At 46.7% G+C, this 19,728-nt stretch carries 19 protein-coding genes; 2 read left to right on the top strand and 17 right to left on the bottom strand.

Annotated elements, in window-relative coordinates:
• Positions 1 to 239: 239 nt before the first annotated feature.
• Together modB and modA are read right to left on the bottom strand one after the other, a co-directional pair.
• Positions 240 to 926, bottom strand: coding sequence for a molybdate ABC transporter permease subunit (gene modB / locus ACTHPG_RS22155; protein ID WP_440391556.1), 687 nt, complete (start codon positions 924 to 926; stop codon positions 240 to 242).
• Positions 923 to 1,795 carry a molybdate ABC transporter substrate-binding protein gene (modA, locus tag ACTHPG_RS22150; protein ID WP_440391555.1) on the bottom strand — a complete coding sequence of 291 codons (873 nt, stop codon included), beginning with the start codon at positions 1,793 to 1,795 and terminating at the stop codon, positions 923 to 925. The genes modB and modA overlap by 4 nt, the downstream gene beginning before the upstream one ends.
• A gap of 304 nt (positions 1,796 to 2,099) precedes the next feature.
• Between modA and ACTHPG_RS22145 the strand changes: the two genes are divergently transcribed.
• On the top strand, positions 2,100 to 3,143 hold the full coding sequence (locus ACTHPG_RS22145; RefSeq protein WP_440391554.1) for a substrate-binding domain-containing protein: 1,044 nt from the start codon (positions 2,100 to 2,102) through the stop codon (positions 3,141 to 3,143).
• Between the two features lie 114 nt (positions 3,144 to 3,257).
• Here the strand turns inward: ACTHPG_RS22145 and ACTHPG_RS22140 are convergent, their stop codons facing one another.
• A complete protein-coding gene (locus tag ACTHPG_RS22140; RefSeq protein WP_440391553.1) occupies positions 3,258 to 5,354 on the bottom strand; it encodes a beta-galactosidase in 2,097 nt (698 codons plus the stop codon).
• A 180-nt stretch (positions 5,355 to 5,534) separates the two neighbouring features.
• Between ACTHPG_RS22140 and ACTHPG_RS22135 the strand changes: the two genes are divergently transcribed.
• Positions 5,535 to 6,386 (top strand): AraC family transcriptional regulator, encoded by an 852-nt coding sequence (locus ACTHPG_RS22135; RefSeq protein ID WP_440391552.1) that lies wholly within the window; start codon positions 5,535 to 5,537, stop codon positions 6,384 to 6,386.
• Positions 6,387 to 6,461: 75 nt separating this feature from the next.
• Here the strand turns inward: ACTHPG_RS22135 and ACTHPG_RS22130 are convergent, their stop codons facing one another.
• The 14 genes from ACTHPG_RS22130 to ACTHPG_RS22065 form a co-directional block, all read right to left on the bottom strand.
• Positions 6,462 to 6,695 (bottom strand): helix-turn-helix domain-containing protein, encoded by a 234-nt coding sequence (locus tag ACTHPG_RS22130; RefSeq protein ID WP_440391551.1) that lies wholly within the window; start codon positions 6,693 to 6,695, stop codon positions 6,462 to 6,464.
• A 9-nt stretch (positions 6,696 to 6,704) separates the two neighbouring features.
• The gene (locus ACTHPG_RS22125; protein ID WP_440391550.1) at positions 6,705 to 7,181 is read right to left on the bottom strand and encodes a DUF2975 domain-containing protein; all 477 of its coding nucleotides are present in this window, start codon (positions 7,179 to 7,181) and stop codon (positions 6,705 to 6,707) included.
• Positions 7,182 to 7,389: 208 nt separating this feature from the next.
• Complete coding sequence (locus ACTHPG_RS22120) at positions 7,390 to 7,725, bottom strand: DUF3024 domain-containing protein (RefSeq protein ID WP_440391549.1); 336 nt, start codon at positions 7,723 to 7,725, stop codon at positions 7,390 to 7,392.
• A gap of 43 nt (positions 7,726 to 7,768) precedes the next feature.
• A complete protein-coding gene (rpsN, locus tag ACTHPG_RS22115) occupies positions 7,769 to 8,038 on the bottom strand; it encodes a 30S ribosomal protein S14 (RefSeq protein ID WP_036605831.1) in 270 nt (89 codons plus the stop codon).
• Between the two features lie 82 nt (positions 8,039 to 8,120).
• Complete coding sequence (locus tag ACTHPG_RS22110) at positions 8,121 to 9,317, bottom strand: GTP-binding protein (RefSeq protein WP_440391548.1); 1,197 nt, start codon at positions 9,315 to 9,317, stop codon at positions 8,121 to 8,123.
• A 531-nt stretch (positions 9,318 to 9,848) separates the two neighbouring features.
• Positions 9,849 to 11,114: a staphylopine family metallophore export MFS transporter CntE gene (cntE, locus tag ACTHPG_RS22105; RefSeq protein ID WP_440391547.1), complete on the bottom strand. Its 1,266-nt coding sequence runs from the start codon at positions 11,112 to 11,114 to the stop codon at positions 9,849 to 9,851.
• Positions 11,111 to 12,304 (bottom strand): staphylopine family metallophore export MFS transporter CntE, encoded by a 1,194-nt coding sequence (gene cntE, locus ACTHPG_RS22100; RefSeq protein ID WP_440391546.1) that lies wholly within the window; start codon positions 12,302 to 12,304, stop codon positions 11,111 to 11,113. The genes cntE (ACTHPG_RS22105) and cntE (ACTHPG_RS22100) overlap by 4 nt, the downstream gene beginning before the upstream one ends.
• Positions 12,305 to 12,318: 14 nt before the next feature.
• A complete protein-coding gene (locus tag ACTHPG_RS22095; RefSeq protein ID WP_440391545.1) occupies positions 12,319 to 13,074 on the bottom strand; it encodes an ABC transporter ATP-binding protein in 756 nt (251 codons plus the stop codon).
• Positions 13,075 to 13,884 (bottom strand): staphylopine uptake ABC transporter ATP-binding protein CntD, encoded by an 810-nt coding sequence (gene cntD / locus ACTHPG_RS22090; RefSeq protein WP_440391544.1) that lies wholly within the window; start codon positions 13,882 to 13,884, stop codon positions 13,075 to 13,077.
• Complete coding sequence (cntC, locus tag ACTHPG_RS22085) at positions 13,865 to 14,761, bottom strand: staphylopine uptake ABC transporter permease subunit CntC (RefSeq protein WP_440391543.1); 897 nt, start codon at positions 14,759 to 14,761, stop codon at positions 13,865 to 13,867. Before cntC ends, cntD begins: the two co-directional genes overlap by 20 nt.
• Positions 14,761 to 15,693 carry a nickel/cobalt ABC transporter permease gene (gene opp1B / locus ACTHPG_RS22080; RefSeq protein ID WP_440391542.1) on the bottom strand — a complete coding sequence of 311 codons (933 nt, stop codon included), beginning with the start codon at positions 15,691 to 15,693 and terminating at the stop codon, positions 14,761 to 14,763. Before opp1B ends, cntC begins: the two co-directional genes overlap by 1 nt.
• Before the next feature lie 13 nt (positions 15,694 to 15,706).
• A complete protein-coding gene (gene cntA / locus ACTHPG_RS22075; RefSeq protein ID WP_440391541.1) occupies positions 15,707 to 17,335 on the bottom strand; it encodes a staphylopine-dependent metal ABC transporter substrate-binding lipoprotein in 1,629 nt (542 codons plus the stop codon).
• Positions 17,336 to 17,559: 224 nt separating this feature from the next.
• Entirely contained in the window at positions 17,560 to 18,852 is a 1,293-nt protein-coding gene (locus ACTHPG_RS22070) for an opine metallophore biosynthesis dehydrogenase (RefSeq protein ID WP_440391540.1), read from the bottom strand.
• Between the two features lie 76 nt (positions 18,853 to 18,928).
• Entirely contained in the window at positions 18,929 to 19,723 is a 795-nt protein-coding gene (locus tag ACTHPG_RS22065) for an SAM-dependent methyltransferase (protein ID WP_440391539.1), read from the bottom strand.
• Between the last annotated feature and the right edge of the window lie 5 nt (positions 19,724 to 19,728).

Here is a 19,728-nt window from a genome sequence, read left to right as displayed (position 1 = left end):
TGGAATCAATTACTTCTATCTTACAGGAACAAGCCCACTGAAAGCGAGTACTGAATGATTAAATTTGGGTATTTTTTTTATTTTTTTATGTTAAAACAGCTTTACATTTCCATTAGGGCCAATTCGCTTAACATTTGATATTGGTGCATATGAAATTGGTAATAAAAACCCGCATTAAGGAAGGAGTTTTTCCCTTAATACGGGTTTTACGTCTTGATATATGTGGATACATTAATATCTCATTCGTTCTTGCCATCGCGTTGCTGTCTGGTCATCAATAACATGATAAACGAGATGATGATAATGGATACCGTCCATGCCCAGGCCATGGTCTGATTGCCTGAATCCACAGCGACATAGATTGCCGTGGGTACCGTTTGCGTTTTGCCCGGAATATTGCCTGCAATCATCAAGGTGGCTCCGAATTCCCCAAGTGCCCGGGCAAAGCCCAGGATGAAGGCGGTCATCAAGGCTCTACCCGCGAGCGGCAAGGAAATGTAACGAAAGACCTGCCATTCATTCGCCCCAATCGAACGTCCCGCATCTTCCAGATCCCGATCCACACCGCCGAATCCTGATTTCATGGTCTGATACACGAGTGGAAAAGCAACCACCACCGCAGCAATCACCGCAGCCCACCAGGTGAAAATAACCGGTGCGGAGAATATGGCCTCAATCCATTGTCCAAACAGACTTTTACGTCCCAGTATGACAAGCAACAAAAATCCAACCACCGTCGGAGGCAGTACTAGCGGCAGCATAAATGCCGTTTCCAGCAGCGTCTTTCCCCGAAATGAAGTACGTGACATCTTCCAGGCTATCGCGATTCCCAGCACAGTGGCCACCACGCTGGATAACAACGCAACCTGAAGCGACAGGCGCACCGGTGACCAGAATACGGACCAGTCTATGGTGTTCACATTCATTCCGGAATAGTGAAGCCGTATTTCGCAAAGATATCCAGTACTTCAGGGGTTTGCAAATACACATAGAATTGTTCGGCCTCTGTACGGTGTTTCGTTCCTTCAATGATGCCTATCGAATAATTGGCGGGTGTGTAGCTCTTCTTGTCCACCTCAAACGCAATCTTCACCTGATCTGAAGTAAGAGCATCCGTTTTATATACAAATCCTGCATCTGCATTTCCTGTCTCTACATATTGGAGAACCTGTCTAACATCTTTCCCTTGCACAAGTTTGCTCTCCAGTTGATCCCACAGCTTGGCATTCGTCAAAGCTTCCTTGGCATAGGTTCCCGCAGGCACACTTTCCGGAATGCCGATCGCTACCGTCTTGATGGAATCGCTGGTGAGATCCGCTTCGCCGGTTACGGTATTGGGCCCATCTGCTGGCACAATTGCCACCAGTGAATTCTGTAGCAAATTCTTTTGGTCGCCCGAGGCGATCAGGTTCTCATCCACCAGCGCATTCATATTTTTCGTTGCCGCCGATACAAAGATATCAGCTGGTGCACCTTGTTCAATTTGCTGTTGCAAAGCACCTGATGCGCCAAAGTTAAAATTAAGTTCTATATACGGATTCGCTGTTTCAAACTTCGTTTCTATCTCTTTCATGGCATCCGTAAGACTTGCAGCCGCAGAGATCGTCAGATCTACCGTTTCCTGAGGATCACTATTGCCTGCTGATGAACTCTCACCTGATGCCGCTAGCGTTGATGTCGTTTGCTCTGCACCCGTGGACGTATCCGTAGTGCCCGTACTTGCGCCACAACCAGCCAGTACAAGAGCCAGCCCCAGAGACATGCTTCCCAATACATATCCGATTCTCTTTCTCATTCAGTTCTCCCCCAACGTTATATCTAGATATAACTAGTTATAATTAATTATATCTAATTATACACAAGACCAAAAAAATAGGAAGGTGATTTCAATCACATTTGATTTTTGTTACCTGTTCTAAGCGTTTCTTCCGTGTTCTCAGGTTTATGCCATCCCTCAATTAATGGTATAGTACAAGAAACATTCCATTACGATGAATGATCTTTTCACATCAATAACATCAATAACATCAATAACATGATATTACTCTGATGTAATCAAACCATAGCTGCTCTCTACCTTTGAAGGAGGATCTTCACTTATGACGGAGGAGCAATCCTACACAACCGAAGAAATATCCAAGCTGCTCAAAATATCGAAACTGACGGTCTATGATCTGATCAAGAAGGGAGACCTCGTCGCATACCGCGTGGGTAAACAAATGCGGATTGATGCAACAGATCTGGAGGCATATAAACGTCGCTCCAAGCAACTTCAATCTTCAGGTCAACGTATCTCGACTTCGGATCAAACCTCGGCATCAGGCAGTCAGCCTGGTCATGGTGATTCTCAGGGAACTCCCTTATTGTCAGCCAACCCCGCCGGGTCCGCGCATGCGATTCCTCCAGCGAGTTCCACCTATACCATGACGGCTGCACCACGGCATCTGGTCATCACAGGTCAGGATGTCAGTCTGGATATCCTCATGCGCCATATGGAAAAACAAACCCGGGACATTCGCCCGCTCCGCTCGTTCATGGGTAGTCTGGACGGGCTTATCTCGATGTATCGCGGTGAATCCGATCTGGTCAGCACCCATCTGCTCGACGGAGATACGGGTGAGTATAATCTGCCGTATATTCGCAAAATCCTGACGGGACGGTCTTATGTTGTGGTGAACCTGCTGCTACGTCCTGCTGGTCTGTATGTACAGCGTGGCAACCCGCTTCATTTGCAGAATTGGACCGATCTGAGCAAGCCTGAATTACGTCTGGCTAACCGGGAGAAAGGTTCTGGCGCACGAGTATTGCTGGATGAGCAGCTTCGGCTACATGGAATCCCTGCCGCAAATCTAATCGGATATGAAGCCGAAGAAACAAGTCACATGGGCGTGGCTGCCAAAGTCAGTTCAGGTGAAGCGGATGTCGGAGTTGGCATTGAAAAAGCTGCACGACTTGTGGGCCAGGTTGATTTTATCCCGCTCGTTCAGGAACGCTATGATCTGGTCATGCTGAGGAAACAAGGGAATGAAGCCTGGACCGAATCGGTACTGCGAATTCTCCAATCGCCTGAGTTCAGACAGGAACTGCAATCATTCGAGGGATATGATGTGTCCCGAACAGGCGAAATTTTGTACGAAGCTTAGTCTTACGATGTACAGCCCTCATGTCCATCCATGCCAAGTGTATGGCACACATGATGCATACACCAAACGCCTTGCAATGGCTGCAAGGCGTTTTTGGGTTCTTTCTATATATGATTACTCTTCAGATGGAAGGATAGGCTGCTCATTGCGATCAATTTCAAAGATGAATACACCATACGCAGGTATGTTGATCTCACCCTGAAGTGTTGTACCCGATAACAACTCTCTTGCTTCCTTTTTAAGCTGGATGGCCGCTTCGCGGTCCGAGTAGTTGAGTAAAAATACATAAGCGTTATCCATATCAGAACGGATCCCAAGCTCCACTTCGGACGGCACCTCTACCAAGTCAACCACAGGCGAGACTAACCCGATTTCATCAAGAAGAGCATCTACGACCGGTTCATTATAAGCCGCACCATAATACCATACCTGCCCCTGTCCCACCTCACGTTTGGTCAATGCAGGACTACCTGCATAGTATTCGGATGTATACTCAGCTACGACCTGCACGTCAGGATACTCCACATGAAGAACTTCGTTAAATCCGGCCGTTGACGTTCCCTCCTCAAGGCGCTTACTCGCTCCACTCCATTGCAACGTGGCTGCGGGAACGGTACCTTTGATTAAGGTGAAGTCCTCTACGGTTATACCACACAACTCCGCAACAGCCCCTGGGAATGGTCTCATATAACAATGTCCCTTGAGGTCCTTATAAGCGGTGCGCGCACCAAAAAACAGGGTGCCCCCTTGACGGACATAGGCTTGCAGAAGTTCTGCTGTCTCATCTGTCATGATGGCCGGGTGAGCATCGATGATTACCTTATATTCAGATAAATCCTCCAGTGTTGTCGTTGACTGCATTGTAACCAGATCCGTCGGAATATGACGATATTGCAGCTGCTTATACCAGGAGCGTACGCTCTGTTGATGAAGCGGTCCGTGCCACTCATCCAACTCTCCGTCCCAGATGTTATCGTAATCCTGCAGGATCGCAACGTCGGCTTGATAGGTAGTGCCCGCAATAACGCGCCCAATCTTGGCAAACTCTTCCCCTACTTGCGTAACCTCACGTACCCTCCTATTGGGTTGATTATGGTAATCATTGATGCCATGCCAGTACATCTCGGTGCCAAATGTTGCCGTTCGCCAGCGGAAATAGACGAGCAGGTCTGTTCCGTGAAGAACAGACTGATACGACCATAACCGAATCTGTCCCGGTCTTGGCGTACCCATCCCTATACTGTCGACCCAGCCTCCTGGTCCAGACTGCTGTTCCATGACGCAAAAGTTCGGTGACATATTGCGTACATTGGACAGTTTCATGCTCCAGGCCCGGTCCTGTAACGAATTGTCGTCTGTCCCCGGGAAGATCGTGGCAAACTGCGGATACGAATCATAGGAGAAGAAATCGAGCAGCTCCTCTGTCATTTCATGATTATCCAGGTGTCCAAACGTACCGTTCGTTGTGATCCAATGTTTCGGGTCCAGTTTCCGAATGATGTCCACCTGAAGCTTGGCAAATGAGATAGTATTGGCTGAGATGAATCGCTTTTCATCCAATGCCAGGTGAGGATTGGGCGATGGACTGACCATATTGCGGGTAAGGTGAACTTGCTCCCAGTCGGTATAGGTCTGACTCCAGAAAACGGTTCCCCATGCCTGGTTCAGATTCTCCAATGACTCATAACGATTTTTTAACCACTTACGGAAAGCGACATGATCTGCCTCAGCGTAAAACACATCCATATGACAATTGAATTCGTTATCGATCTGCCAGCCGATGAGAGCCGGATGATCTTTATAGGCAATTACCATATTACTCACGATTTTTTCACATTGCTCTCTGTAGATTGGGCTGCTGTAGTTGGTATGGCGTCGCATGCCGTGTTGATACAACACCCCGTCCTTATTTGCGTTTAATACTTCAGGATATTTAGATGTTAACCACGCTGGTGGCGTTGCAGTAGGTGTTCCCAAAATAACACTTAAACCATATTGATGCGCCAGATCCAGTGCCTTCTGGAAAAAAATAAAATCATACTGGTCTTCTTCCGGTTCAAAAATGGCCCATGCGAATTCAGCCATGCGAATAACCGTAATATTCATCTCTTTCATCCTACGGAAATCGTCCTCCCACAACGCTTCCGACCAATGCTCAGGGTAATAACAGACCCCCAGTTTCAATTCATCCATATGTATAGACTTTGCCACCTTCAATTGCCCCCTTAACCTGCCATATTGCCTCCATTCTATTGGAACCTTCACATATAATAAATGACAAGATTATGCGACTTATAATAAAATATTGTCATTGTCTAAGATTCAAATAACGGTTGGTTGAATCCATTTCCGTTCATTACATAAAAATATTGCGTTCAATGGAGGATGCACATGAAAGAGCATATCTTTCTTCCCAAGCCGATTTTCCCCAGACATGTGTGCTTTCCCGATTTTATTGGAGGGTATAGTGACTTTCCGAAGCATCGTGTGCACCGAGAATATGGCACGACTGAAATTAACTTGGATCGATGTTATAATTTGCACCTTGTACTGAGCGGCAAAGGGTTCCTGGACACTGGAACCACACGATATGAGTTAATGCAAGGACAAGGATTCCTCTATGGTCCCGGTCTCAGACAAACCTATTACTCAGATTCGGATGACCCTTGGAGTATTCGCTGGATTCACTTCTACGGCATTCGTCTCGAAGAACTGCTAAATGGAAAAGGAGTGGACGAGCCTTGGCTGTTCCAATGTTCCAACTTCCCGGTGGTTACTGCGCTGATGGACAGACTACTGGAGCTGGGAAGAAGCTATCAAGTGGAAGACGAGCATAGCATGGCGGCAACGCTATACGAACTCCTGACCCGATTGCAATCCGCCGCGAGTCGAATCAATGTTTCGCTCAATCACAATTCAGAGCGAATTCGTGAGGCAGGGAATTATATTCGTTCCCATAGTAACAAGCATATTACTCTGGAACATGTTGCCGGGATAGCCGGATACAGTACAACCTACTTTAGCCGCAAGTTCAGTCAAACGTTCGGCATCTCCTTCCCTGAATTCCTGATGGAGTCCAGGTTATTGCATGCGAAGCAGCTGCTCGCGACAACCAACCTTTCCATTAAGCAAATTACGCTGGAAACGGGATTTTCACAGTCAAGCTACTTTATCCGATGTTTTAAAACCCAGGAAAACATAACGCCCATGCAATTTCGAATGATGCACAATCATTCGTTATAGGCACAAGTTACTTCATTATGCTGACGCAAAAAGAAGACTCTGCATACAACATGCAGAGTCTTCTTCACTCATTTTTCATGAATACTCATTCAATTCTTCGCCCTCGTCAGCCTTATATTCCAATATATCTCCAGGCTGACAATCCAGTGCTTTACAGATGGCATCGAGAGTGGATAAACGGATCGCTTTCGCTTTTCCTGTTTTTAATATGGAAATATTAGCGATCGTGATCTCAACTCTCTCTGCAAGCTCGGTGACTGTCATTTTCCGCTTTGCCAACATCACATCAATATTGATTATAATGGCCATATATTCACCTCAGACCACTAGGTCATTTTCTGATTTAATATCAATCGCTTCCTGTAACAATCTTTGGAGCACTGCGGAGAACACGGCAATGACCAATGAAGCAAAAACGGGAACCATTCCCATAAGAATAAGGCCTGGGGCATCATCTTTCTCTGCTACAACATAAACGAATGGCAACATCACGAAATAGAGACTACTGATAACAATAGCACAATATTTTATGGTTTTTAAGGATATCACGGATATTAGAGAGAACGCTTCATTCTTGTCGATGTAGCTCAGGAGACGGAATGCCTGGTACAGTGCAACGATAAACGGAATCACTGATACATACATTATAATCACTATGGGATACAGCGCACCTGCATATTTCGGATTCACCGGATTGTTCGCTAACCAGGGTATGCCGAATAGACATAAGGCAAGAATGGGAACTCCAATAAGCAACACAGCCAATTTCAAAAAGATGGTTGTACCTCGCTTCACAAAAAGCACCTCACTTGTTTTAAGTGATATGAATTTATCATATATTTTATCGTTTTACAATAAATTTTTATTGTAAAACAGTTTCTTTCTTTTTAAAAAAAGGTTAACCAAAAGATCGTCCCCTCCTTGCTTCAGTTCTTCTTGCACACAAAAAAAGCCCAAAGATAGCCACTGAATGTGGTTTTCTTTGGACTCGGTTTGATCTCACTCAAGTACGCCAGAACAGACCGGCATCATCCCGTTCAACCTGTTCGAGTACATCCTCAAAATCAGAACAAGGGATAATCACATCTACCGGATTCCAGCTGCTCTGTTCATCTCTGGCATACACTTTCCAATGATTTTCTTCCCAGTAAAATCGGGCAATATGCATCTTGTCCCAGTGATACCGTTCTTCGGCAGGTCTTTCTTCGGTCAGGATCAATTCATTGTCATTCATCTCATATGTTAACTTCACCATCGTACGCAGTGGCGCAGGTACTTTCTCCTGAATATAGCCGTTCATCACCGACTGAATTCTTTTGAGTGTAAACAAGTCCAGCATGAAGATGCACATCCTTTCAGCAAAATACACGCCTTGATCCCATTTACCAACTGGATTTAGTTACACCTGGAATCTGCCCTTGATGTGCCAATTCTCTGAACTTAATCCGTGACACTTTGAACTTGCGTAGATAACCCCGCGGGCGGCCCGTCACTTCGCAACGGTTCTTCAGTCTGGTCGGAGATGCATTACGCGGCAATTTCTGCAAGGCTTCGTAATCCCCTTTTTCCTTCAATTCCCGGCGCAGATCCGCATATTTCGCCACGATCGCTTGGCGTTGCTTCTCACGTACCACTTTTGATTTTTTAGCCATGAAATCCAGCTCCTTTATCCCTTGAATTTATGTTTACGTGGTTATACCGCTCTACTCCAAATACAGAACATCATCTTCCGACTTATACGGCCTCCACAGGCCATGGCAGCGGGTTGTCGAAATGGCCCCAGTCGGCCAACATCTCTTCATCACTAAGCAGGCACTGGTCCAGCTCGTCTTCAATGCTCGCACGTTCCATTTCGATCCCAATCATGACCAGCTCCGTCTGGCGATCTCCCCACTGGGCATCCCATTTCTCCAGCACATCCGGCTCGTTACGTAAAATCTCTTCCTTGTCCGCTTCCGGCAACGCCGCAACCCAATGTCCCGCAGGACCGAACTGAATGGATGGCCCTGCCTGACTGAGACTTGCAGCAACATCTCCTTCAGCCGCGAGCCATACCAATCCTTTGGCACGCACTACTTCTTCCGGCCAGTAACTCATGAACTCAGCCAGACGGGAAGGATGGAATGGCTTTCTGCGGCGATAGACGAAGGAACCAATACCATATTCCTCAGTTTCCGGTGTATGCGACTCCTTCTCCAGCTCCTGAATCCAGCCAGCAGACATGCTCACTTTCTCGAAATCAAAGCGGCCTGTATTCAGAATCTCAGACGGATTCACCTGACCATTCTCAGTCCGAATGATTTTGGCATTAGGCTGTAGCTTACGGATGACCCCTTCGAGCTTGTTCAGCTCGGTTTCATCAACCAGATCACACTTGTTGAGCAACAACACATCACACGTCTCAATCTGATCGATCAACAAATCTACGACATCACGAGTGTCCTCATCTCCAGTCGCCTGGTTACGATCCAATAGACTCTGCCCTGATCCAAAATCATGCCAGAAACGATTGGCATCCACTACCGTTACCAGACAGTCCAGTCTGGCCAGGTTAGTCAGGTCAATCCCCGACTCCTCATCGGCGTATGTAAAGGTCTGTGCAACGGGAACAGGTTCACTGATCCCGGTGGATTCGATCAAAATATAGTCGTACTTGCCTTCGTTCACCAGCTTCTCAATCTCCTGCATCAGATCATCCCGCAAGGTGCAGCAGATACAGCCGTTCGACAACTCCACCAGCTTCTCTTCAGTTCGAGACAAGGTTGCCTCCCCCTTAACCAGTGCAGCATCAATGTTCACCTCACTCATGTCGTTGACGATCACAGCAACTTTGAGCCCCTGTCTGTTGTTCAACACATGATTTAAAACCGTCGTTTTCCCTGAACCGAGGTAACCACTCAGTACGGTTACCGGAACTTGCTTTTGTGTCATATTTCTCTACTCCTTGTATATGCAGTCTGTGAGATTCAGACTTTAATAGTAATTATTACGATTAACAACAATGACTATAATCCTGTTGGACGGTCGTTGTCAAACTTTTTTTTGATTCAGCCTGTAAAAAAACAATAAAAGGCCGATGACTTCCCCCGCTCTTTCGCATCCTAAGGATGCGCTCTGGCAAGAAGTGAGTCATCAACCTTCTCTGTAAATGTTTGCATTACATGCGCGATAGGCTAGAAAGCAGACTATATCAATATACATTAGAAATACGCCTGTACCGCGACATATTCAACAAAGCTATATAAATTGAACTGAACATTTACACGAAACGGAGAGGACAGAAAGAACCTGAAGAAGCGGAGCGTTCGCCTACAAGCTTTCTGCAAGAAAGCTACATCGGAAGCATACGCTATCCCCCGGATTTAACCTTTATAAAAAGGAATCAAAAAAATCTGGGGATAACAGCGATCGGAAGGTTGTTCTGTCATCGGAGTGATCCGTGTAAATGTTCTTTCGCTCAATCTATACAGAAACCTCAGATCTGGCCTTATTCCCCGCTTCCATCCGTTGCCTGAACACCAGCACCAGAATCATCGCTGCAATAGAGAAGAGCGTGCAGATCATAAACATGGTCGAATACGAACTCACCTGCACAATAAGCCCCATTGCCAGTCCACCCATAGAGAATCCGAGGTCATACGAGGACATGAAGATCCCCATGAGTACATATCTGGAATCCGCAGGCAGCACAAAAGACAGATATGTGGTTAATGTAGGGTACAACAATGCCAGGGCAAAGCCGCTGAACACCGCAGAAAGATAAACCAGTGGCCCGATAATATCCATTAGACTGAGCAACTGGGTTCCCAGTGCTGCACACAGCATCAGTCCTGCCATCAGCCAGGTATTCCAGCTGCCGTCAGACGGAATTTTTTTACGCAAAATAAACCTGCACAGAATGACAACCAATCCCTGAATCGTCAGAAATACGCCTGCACTCGCCATTCCGGTAGATACCATATACAGGGGAAGAAAGGTCGCTGTTGCCCCAAAAACGCATGAAGCAAATAGCATCACCACACTGCTGATCAGTAGTGGCGTACTGCGCCAGATGCCGCCGAATGAACGCAGCATGTCACCCAAGGTGAACGATTTGTTCTGCACGGTACTCCGTGGCAGATCCACGCTGTACCCGATCAGAAGTGGCAAAGCCGCCAGTCCGATCATCAGCAGCGTAAACGCCAGATCACTGGCATTTTCCCAGATCTGTATGGCAAGGATCGGAATGACGAGAGAAGGAACCATCGTAAACAGGGTGTACATGGACAGCCCTTGTGCCCGGTCTTTGTCCTCCAGCTTTTCCACAATGCCTGCCTGCATGGTCATGGAGAAAAAAGCCGTAGCCACCCCTTGCAGGGCTCGCAACCACAGATACGTCTCCACACCAAAAACAACAAATAGCAACAGCGTTCCGGCATGCAAAAGCAACAGCCATTGCATCACACGAAGTGGGCCATGCTTACCCAGCAGCTGCGCTGCGAAAGGTCTCAAGAGCATGCAGGTGAACATATATGCCCCCATCATCAGACCGATCTCAGCCTGGTTCAATCCGGCAGCCTCGCTTCGCAAAGGCAGAATAATCGTCAAAGCCGAATTCGCCGCAAAAAATAAAAAGGCCAGCATATAAAACCGGATAAACGAAAAGGATACCGGATTTAATTTCCCATTGGATGTTGCCGTCATCGAAGACTTCAAACGTTCGTCACCACTTTCTCTTCTGGCAGTCAACTCACAGATGTACCTGTCACGGGTCTTCGCCGTTCATAGGCAAAAACGATCATTACCGCTCCTAGGATAGCACATATCATGTACATAAATGAATAGGAAGAGAAGTCAGCGACGGGTCCCATAATTACACCACCCAGAGAAATACCCAGATCCGCCATTGCGATAAATAACCCGATCAGGACGTTTCGATTCAACTTAGGCAACACAAAAGATAAATAGGTCGTGAGTGTTGGATACAGGATGGCCTGACCGATTCCCATGAGTACAGCGCCCACATAGAAAAAGACCACCCCGCCTGTCACGGCATAACTGACACATTGCGCGGCCACGGCGAGCAGACACATGGTACCCATGATAAAAGGAGAATGCCAACTGCCATCGGAAGGAATTCTTTTTCGGAGCATAATTCGAGCCAGCACCACCGTTCCTGCCTGAAGCATCAGATAGACGCCGGCATTCCCGCTTGGTACTTGGCTTGCATACAGCGGAATAAAGGTGGTAATCGCGCCAAATACAACGGAAGCAGCAAGCATTAACACACTGCAACGAAATAAATATGGATTCTTCACCAACTGAGCAAAGGATTCCCACATACTCACGTTCTGCTCCGAAAGGTTCTCAGCAGGTTGCTCCTTGTTTGGTTCCATTTTGGCGGTGTATCCGAAGATACCCGTACAGACGGCAATACCGATCAGAACCACTGTAAAATAATCCATGCCTCCCGCCTGCCATATCCCTAATGCGAGCACTGGCCCCATGATGCCTGGTATATAACTGAATAGCGAATAATAGGAAATCCCCTGAGAGCGATCCTTCTCTGGAAGGGCGTCAATAATGCCAATCTGTAAAGCCATGGAGAAGAACGCTGTCGATACCCCCTGCAAAATACGAGCAAGCAAATAACCACCGAGTCCCGTAAAGGGATATAAGATCAGCGCAAATCCATTGATAATCAAGATCAGACGTAATATTTTAATCGGCCCGTGCTTTTGAATAATTCGACCTGCCCATGGTCTGAAAAACATCGTTGTGAACATATAAGCGCCCATGATCAGACCAATGGTGGTACTACTCGCACCCAAGGACTCCCCTTGCAATGGGATGATCACGTTAAGAATGGCATTGGCACTGAAATATAGAAGAACCAATATGTACAAGCGCAGAAAAGGCCAAGACATCGCTCCACTCACAATGGGTACTCCCCCTAAAATGGTATTAAATGCTTCAATAATTTCTTTGCATAGTCGGATTGAACATCCTTTAACTGCTCAATAGCAACAATCTCTTCAATCTGACCCTCTCTGAAAATGATAAGCCTGTCGCAAATATAGGCTGCAGCCTGTATATCATGTGTGATGAAGACATAGCTCAGTTTGTACAATTCCTTCAGCTCTTTCAACAATCGCAGCACCTGAATCTGAACAGATACATCCAGTGAGCTAATCGCTTCATCAAACACGATGAGTTTAGGGGCGGTGGAGATTGCTCTTGCAATGCACACTCTCTGAGCCTCGCCGCCGGATAGTTCATGCGGATATTTGGATCTATAAGCAGGGTTCAGTCCTACTTGCTGCAACAACAAATCCACCTTTTCTACGTTTCCTTGATCCTTGTTTCGCAGCTTTTGCTGCGTTTGCATAGGTTCCATAATGGCAGCTTCCACCGTAAGAAACGGATTGATGGAGGATGTATAATTTTGAAAAACGGCGCTGAGATTACCCATCCGTATACGACGATCCTGTACGTCTTTACCATCCAGCGAGATTGTTCCACGATCCGGTCGTTCAATGCCCAGCATCAGACGAGCCAATGTGGATTTACCGCTTCCACTTTCGCCGATGATACCCAGACATTCGCCCTGGTGGCATTTAAAGGTTACCTGTTTCAGTACCTGTTGTCTGCGCTTGGAGAACAGTCCGCCTTGGTTGTATGATTTTTCGATACCTTCCACCTTTAGCATCTATACGTCCCCCTGCATCAACGCCTTAAAATGATTGCTCAGCTCCAGTCGGGTAGAGACCAGATACTGCGTATAGGCATGCTTCGGCTCTGTCAAAACAGAATGCATGCTGCCGCGCTCCACAATGCTTCCTTCCTTCATGACCATCACGTCATCTGCAATTTTCTGAACGACACCGAGATCATGGGAGATGAACATCATGGAACAGCCCATGCGTTCACGTAATTGAATCAATTGCTCCACCACTTCATATTGGGAGATCGTATCCAGCGCCGTTGTTGGCTCATCCGCAATGATCAGATCGGGCTCAAGCACCAATGCCAGTGCAATCATGATTCGTTGCAGCATGCCACCGGACAGTTGATACGGGTATTGATTCAGAATCTCGCGTGGATGTCTGAGCATGACACTTTCCATGGCATGGATGATTTTTCGTTCAATCTCGCGGGTGTTCCAGCCAAAATGCTGCCGAAGTGTCTCCCGGATATGCACACCCATAACACAGGAAGGATCAAATGCACTCATGCCATTTTGCAAAATCATACAGAGCTGCTTGCCCCGCTTACGCCGCATCGCCGGTTCCGAAAGCTGGTTCAGGTCTTCGCCCTGGAATAACATCGTGCCCGATTGACGAATCCATGGCTTGTTCAGTCGCATGATGGCTCTGCACGTGACAGACTTCCCGCTTCCACTTTCCCCCACGATGGCCATGCAGCTTCCCTGCCTGACTTCGAATGAACTGTTATGAATAATCACTTTATCTGTGTTGGTGTCCCATACTTTCAGATGTTCAACCTCGACTATATTCATAAGCGGTCTTTCTCACCTCACTTTCGTAAGACTTGTCAGACTTCCCTTGAGAGGTCATCAATTTGGGGTCCAGAGCCACTTGAAGGGCATCCGATAGAAAATTAAAAGCAGACACGACCACCACAATAGCCAGTCCCGGTGCCAACATCAATTCAGGTCTGGAGAACATGACTTCCCTCGCCTCATTGAGCATCATCCCCCACTCCGCATGCGGAGCCTGAATGCCAAGCCCCAGGAAGGAGAGACCGGAGATCTGCAACATCATTGAACACATGGAACCACTGGCAATGACGGCAATATCGGCAAAGGTAACCGGAACAATATGTTTGGTTATGATTCTCAGATTGGGCGTGCCGGAGGCTTTGGCGAATTTCACATAATCCATATCAGAGAACTGCATCACAGATGTGCGGATAACGCGGGCAAACCAGGCCCATTTCATCCATACAAAGGCAATCAAAATATTCTCCAGTCCTGCGCCCAATATGCCCACCACTGCCAGTGTCATCACGTATCCGGGAAAAGACAGCATCATGTCACAGACCCTCATGATCCACGCATCCACTTTCCCCTTGAAGTAACCTGCGACGAATCCGACAACAGCTCCGATCAGAACAGACAGACTGAGCGCAACCAGAACCCATAATACACTTGGACGGATGCCATAAATAAGACGGGATAATACACATCTGCCCAGATGATCATTGCCTAATAGATACTCCCAGGACGAGGAGGCATAACGAAGCTTCATATTCACTTGCCCAGGGTCATGCGGCGCAATAAGAGGGGCGAGAATTCCCGCCATAAGCGTGGTGATAATCACCACCAAAGAGGTCATGGCCAGCTTGTCTTTGCTCCAATTTTTCAGTATTCGCATCAGAATTCCTTTCTCAACCGGGGATTCATCGCCGCGTTAATGATGTCGGATAATGTGTTAAACAATACAAAAGTGACAGCCAGCATCAGAACATACGCCTGAATAATTGGGAAATCCCTGCTTAAAATGGATTTCACGCTGAGCCTCCCGAGCCCCGGCCAGGCAAATACATTTTCGATGACTACCGTACTGCCAAGCACAATCGGGATCGCCATGCAAAAGATGGACACCGCCACCTGTAATGAATTTCTTAGAATATGCAGGGTAACTTTCTTCTCGCTCAGACCGCTTGCCCGTGCATATAACACATAGTCTTCATTCATATTACTCAGCATGGAACTTCGAACCGTTCGAAAATAAATACCTGTATAGCTCACAGTGATCACAATCACTGGTAGAATGTAGCTTCGATATGAGTCCATACCACTGGTAGGCAGCAGATCCAGCTTGACGGAAAAATACCAGATCATTATGGCTGCAAGCCAGTAGGATGGCATAGCTGTGAGGAAAAAGGAAATACCTCTGACCGATCGATCCAGCAGCTTGCCCTCTCTCATCGCACAGATCACACCGAGCAGGATGGATAGCGAAATAATGAATACAGATGAGACGAGCGTTAACTTTAATGTGTTCATAAAGGCAGGCCCCATCAATGACCACACGGGTTCACCTGATACATATGAGTTGCCGAAATCCAACTGCACAACAGCCATGACCCATTTCGCATACTGGATCATGAACGGCTGATCGAACCCTAATGCCTTGTTGGTCTGGGTGATCAGTTCATCCGTAATTTGCGGAACTTCCTGTGCCTGTAACACAACAACCGCCGGGTCCAAGGGAGATAGATTAATCAGAACAAACGTTATAAATGAAATGATAATCAGTAAAGGGATGGTTAACAGAATCCTTTTGACGATATAACTTCCCATATCCATCTCCGCTCTATTTAAAATTCATTTGTTCAAAAGGTAGTTCATATTGGGTCTGCTTGAATGAGATTCCATCGAGATTATCAGGAGCGACTACGGTGACACGTCCGTTGGTAATGGGGATGAATACCGCCTCATCATGGACGATCTTCATAATGTCGGCATACAGGGATTGGCGGGAAGCCTCATCCGTGGAGACCATGACCGCATCAATTTTCTGATATAGTTCATCTGCTTCTGTAATTCCACTTGTCGTATGCTTGTATGCTGAATCTGACGTAAATGCAGCGATGGTACTCTGTGGATCGTAGGCCAGTCCCCAGGTTTGATTAAAGAGCAGATCATATTCCCCGGTTGCTCTCCGATTCGCGATGGAAGTGGACTCTTCGCCTACAATCTCCAGTTGAACACCCAGTTCTTTCATGGAATACTGGATCAATTCGGCCTGTATTTTCTGTGAAGACGAGTTGCTGTCATAGTATAGTTTCATAGCTAAAGGCTGACCGCTCTTCGTTCTCACCACATCACCGTCTGCCAATGTCCAGCCAGCTTGGTCCAGAAGCTTTTTAGCCATTTCCGGATCATACTCCCGTTTCTTCAGGTCCACCTTGGCGTAATTGACATTGGCCGAAAATAGCGTGTCAGCTACGGTTTGTGTACCATTGAAAATATCTTTACTGATCGTTTCCCGATCAATGCCAACCCATAGCGCTTCCCGCACTGCCGTTTCCTGAACCGGACTACTCTCGTGACTGCTATTGGCTACGATCATATTCGTATTCATTGCTTCACTTCGCACCACTTGATAATTCCCGGATTCAGCCAGTTGGTCCATGGCCTCGACATCAATACTGTCTGCCCCCCGGTCATCCGTGAACACAAAGTTGATTTCTCCCTTTTGTAATGCCAGGAATGTCGTTTCCCCTGCCGGAAGAACCTTGGATGTGATTGACTTAATTGCAGGTGCACCGCCCCAATAGTCTTCATTGGCTTCAAATGTGGCATTCTCTTCAACTTTATGAGCAATTAGCTTGTAAGGTCCTGTGCCGTGGAAACCACTCACCCCGTCTTTGGTTCCACCATCCTTGAAATCTTTGGGTGATATGAAGACGTAAGGTCTTGTCATGGACAATTCCACCAGTGCGGGATAGTAGGCTTCCGACAGCACTAGCTCCACTGTATGCTCATCGATTACCTTTACACTCGTGATTTTGGTAGACAGCTTGATCCAGGCGTGTTTTGCTGCATTGGCTTGTACTGCATCGATATTTTGTTTGACAGCCTCAGCGTTGAACGGCTCACCATCATGAAATTTCACATCTTGTCGCAGATGAAAGGTGTAGGTCTTGCCATCCTCCGAGATATCCCATGATTCAGCCAGCAATGGCTTGATGCCGTCGGGCGTGTTTTCCACCAGTGACTCATATACCATTCCTTGTGCAGGCATGGAGCCTGTGTATAGATGGGGGTTCATATCATTGATATCTTTGGCAGAAGCATAGATAAGCTCCGTTTGTACCTGGCTATTGACAGGCTCCGTTTGGGTGCTCTCTTTCTCTTTTGTGCTCTGAGCGCATCCTGCCAGCACCGTAATGGCAGATACCAGCAATAATATAGATGTAAAAGTAAGACCTTTTCTCACAACATTTCCTCCCGACTAGTAAGCAAAACTAAAAATTTACACTTGCCACTTCGATGACAGAACAACCTTCCGATCGCTGTTATCCCCGAATTTCTTGAATCTATCTCCTAAAGGTAGCATTTCGGGGATAAAGGCGAGCGCTTCGCTTCTTCAGGTTTTTTCTGTCCTCTTCGTTATTGTGTAAAACTAAATTCAACTTACTTAAATTAATATAACTAGACCCGTCAACTTAAAAGTCCGGTGCAGATCATGCGGATATCCTCTTCAAAGGATTGGATGACAAAGGCTTCGGACAAGTGTTGATGCGGATGTGCGTCAGCCACTTCCTGAAGCTTCGCCTCATATCTGGCGATGAATAGATTAATCGTTGGACAGCTCACATCCAGGTGTCTGGCGATGCCTTGAATAATTTTGATGCGATAGTAATCTTCCTTGGGCATCCGCGGGATGTCCAGCTCTCCTTCTCTGTTCATGAATGTTTTACGAAATGGCACCGCTGAAAAATCAAAATATTTGCCTTCCGAATCGGGTTCCGAGAATGGATCAATCAACAGCGAGGTGTACCGTATGTATAATAGATACTCTTGATGAATGACCTGCAAATGATTAAAATTATCGATATCCTGGCGTGATATACTCTCTAATCGAACCGGATAATTGTCATCCGTCATGAATTGAAGCAGGTTTACTCCCTGGATGTGGAGTCGGTCCGTAATATGCATAATCTCCTGCCACTGCGCCCGCATTTCACGTATTAACTCCTGTGTAATCGGACCTTCAGGATACATCTTGTATACATATTTCTGAATATTCGATGCTCCAAAGATGGCTTCTAATGAGAAGTCGTTCAGAAACAAAGGCGGGTGCACGTACAACGAAATATTTCTCGTTTCCGCCTCCAGTGGAGATCGCATTACTTCCAGCGCAACCTCCAAACGCTCATACACTTGGCATAGCCTGCTAACCTGTTTAGATTGGTATTGAGTGGAACCGATATAGACCTTTTTCTTAACCCCTGTTGTGAGCACATGATTGGACGGATATTCGTGCATCCAACGGGTATCTCCGAGGTAGGTAGAGAAACTGATCACTTCCGGCGCAGCATTCCGCTCTCTCATATAATGGCTCACTAGACGATTCGAACCGAACGTTGGCGAAACCAAAATGATACATTTTAGTTGTTTGATGAATTGTTCATTCATGTGTTCCAAAACATCGATATACGCATCGGTGGTAACCGCCAAAATGAGTGTATCCCATTCCCCCTGGGTGGTGTCATATCCCTTGAACACATGATCAATGAAACACTCACCTGCGAGTGGCTGATGTTTCTCATTTTGAATGCTGACCTGAACATGCCCATTGCTCTGTTCGAGGGCTGCGAATACGGACGCTGATCGAACCGTTTGTCTCCCCGCAATGCCTATGCAGCAGTTAAGATGATTTTTGAGCGTTACCGCAAGCTGAATGGATGCAGGTCCGGTTCCGAGGATCAGAATTCGCTGAAGATTGTTCATATTAACCTCCTATATTCAGAGTTCAACCTGGAATCCATTTGGATGTATTTGGGACGTACTTGGATGCACTTGCATCCTATGCTTTCTGGTACAACGCAATATCGAACACATCATCCGGACGCAGAATCTGGTCCACCAGCTTCCATTTGCTACGGTCCGTCTCTTCCATGGGATAATTGAATAAGGACTTCAACTGGTCCCCATATCTCATGGCTACAACGACCTGTTTATTCGTCAGTGCATGCAGTTGATCGAGCAACTCATATTTAGGAGCCACGGTAGAGCTGAAAATGATATGGGTTGCTTCCCTGGTATAATCCAGATTCTCCAGCAATGTTGACTCCAAACGAATCTTCAAACCCGTGCCCAGTAACTCCACCACTTTTCGCCCGAGTGTGATGGATTCTTCATCAATATCGATCCCGACGACATCTGCACCTGTTCGCTTGGCAATGAGTAATGGTGTCATGGGGAAGGAACCGGAACCTACCAACAATACTTTGGAATCGGAGGTGACATGGAAGCTGCCGAATTCTTTATCGATACACTCTTCGATATTTTTGAAGTAATCAGCAATCTGCACATCCCCGTTCTCCAACTTCAATGCACGATATTTCTCCATGATCGCCACACACTGGGCGGATCTATTTCGTAACTGCCTTATAAGCGAATCCAGTTCTTCCAGCTCCGAAGGCTTCAACTGTTCCCAGGCTGCCTTATTCTCCTGATCGGTTACAAAGCGGGAATAGTCATTGATTGCAGCCTCCAGCTCCGCACTATGTTGAATCGTATGATCATACTTGCTCGCGAGCTGGTCAAATTTCTCTTCAAATTCACTCATACATTTCTGAAAATGGACCAATGTGATCATTTCTT

The organism is Paenibacillus sp. SAF-068 (assembly GCF_051967555.1).
Taxonomy (GTDB): Bacteria; Bacillota; Bacilli; order Paenibacillales; family Paenibacillaceae; genus Paenibacillus.
The sequence above is the reverse complement of the archived record's forward strand: the minus strand, read 5'-3'. Positions and strand labels throughout refer to the sequence as shown.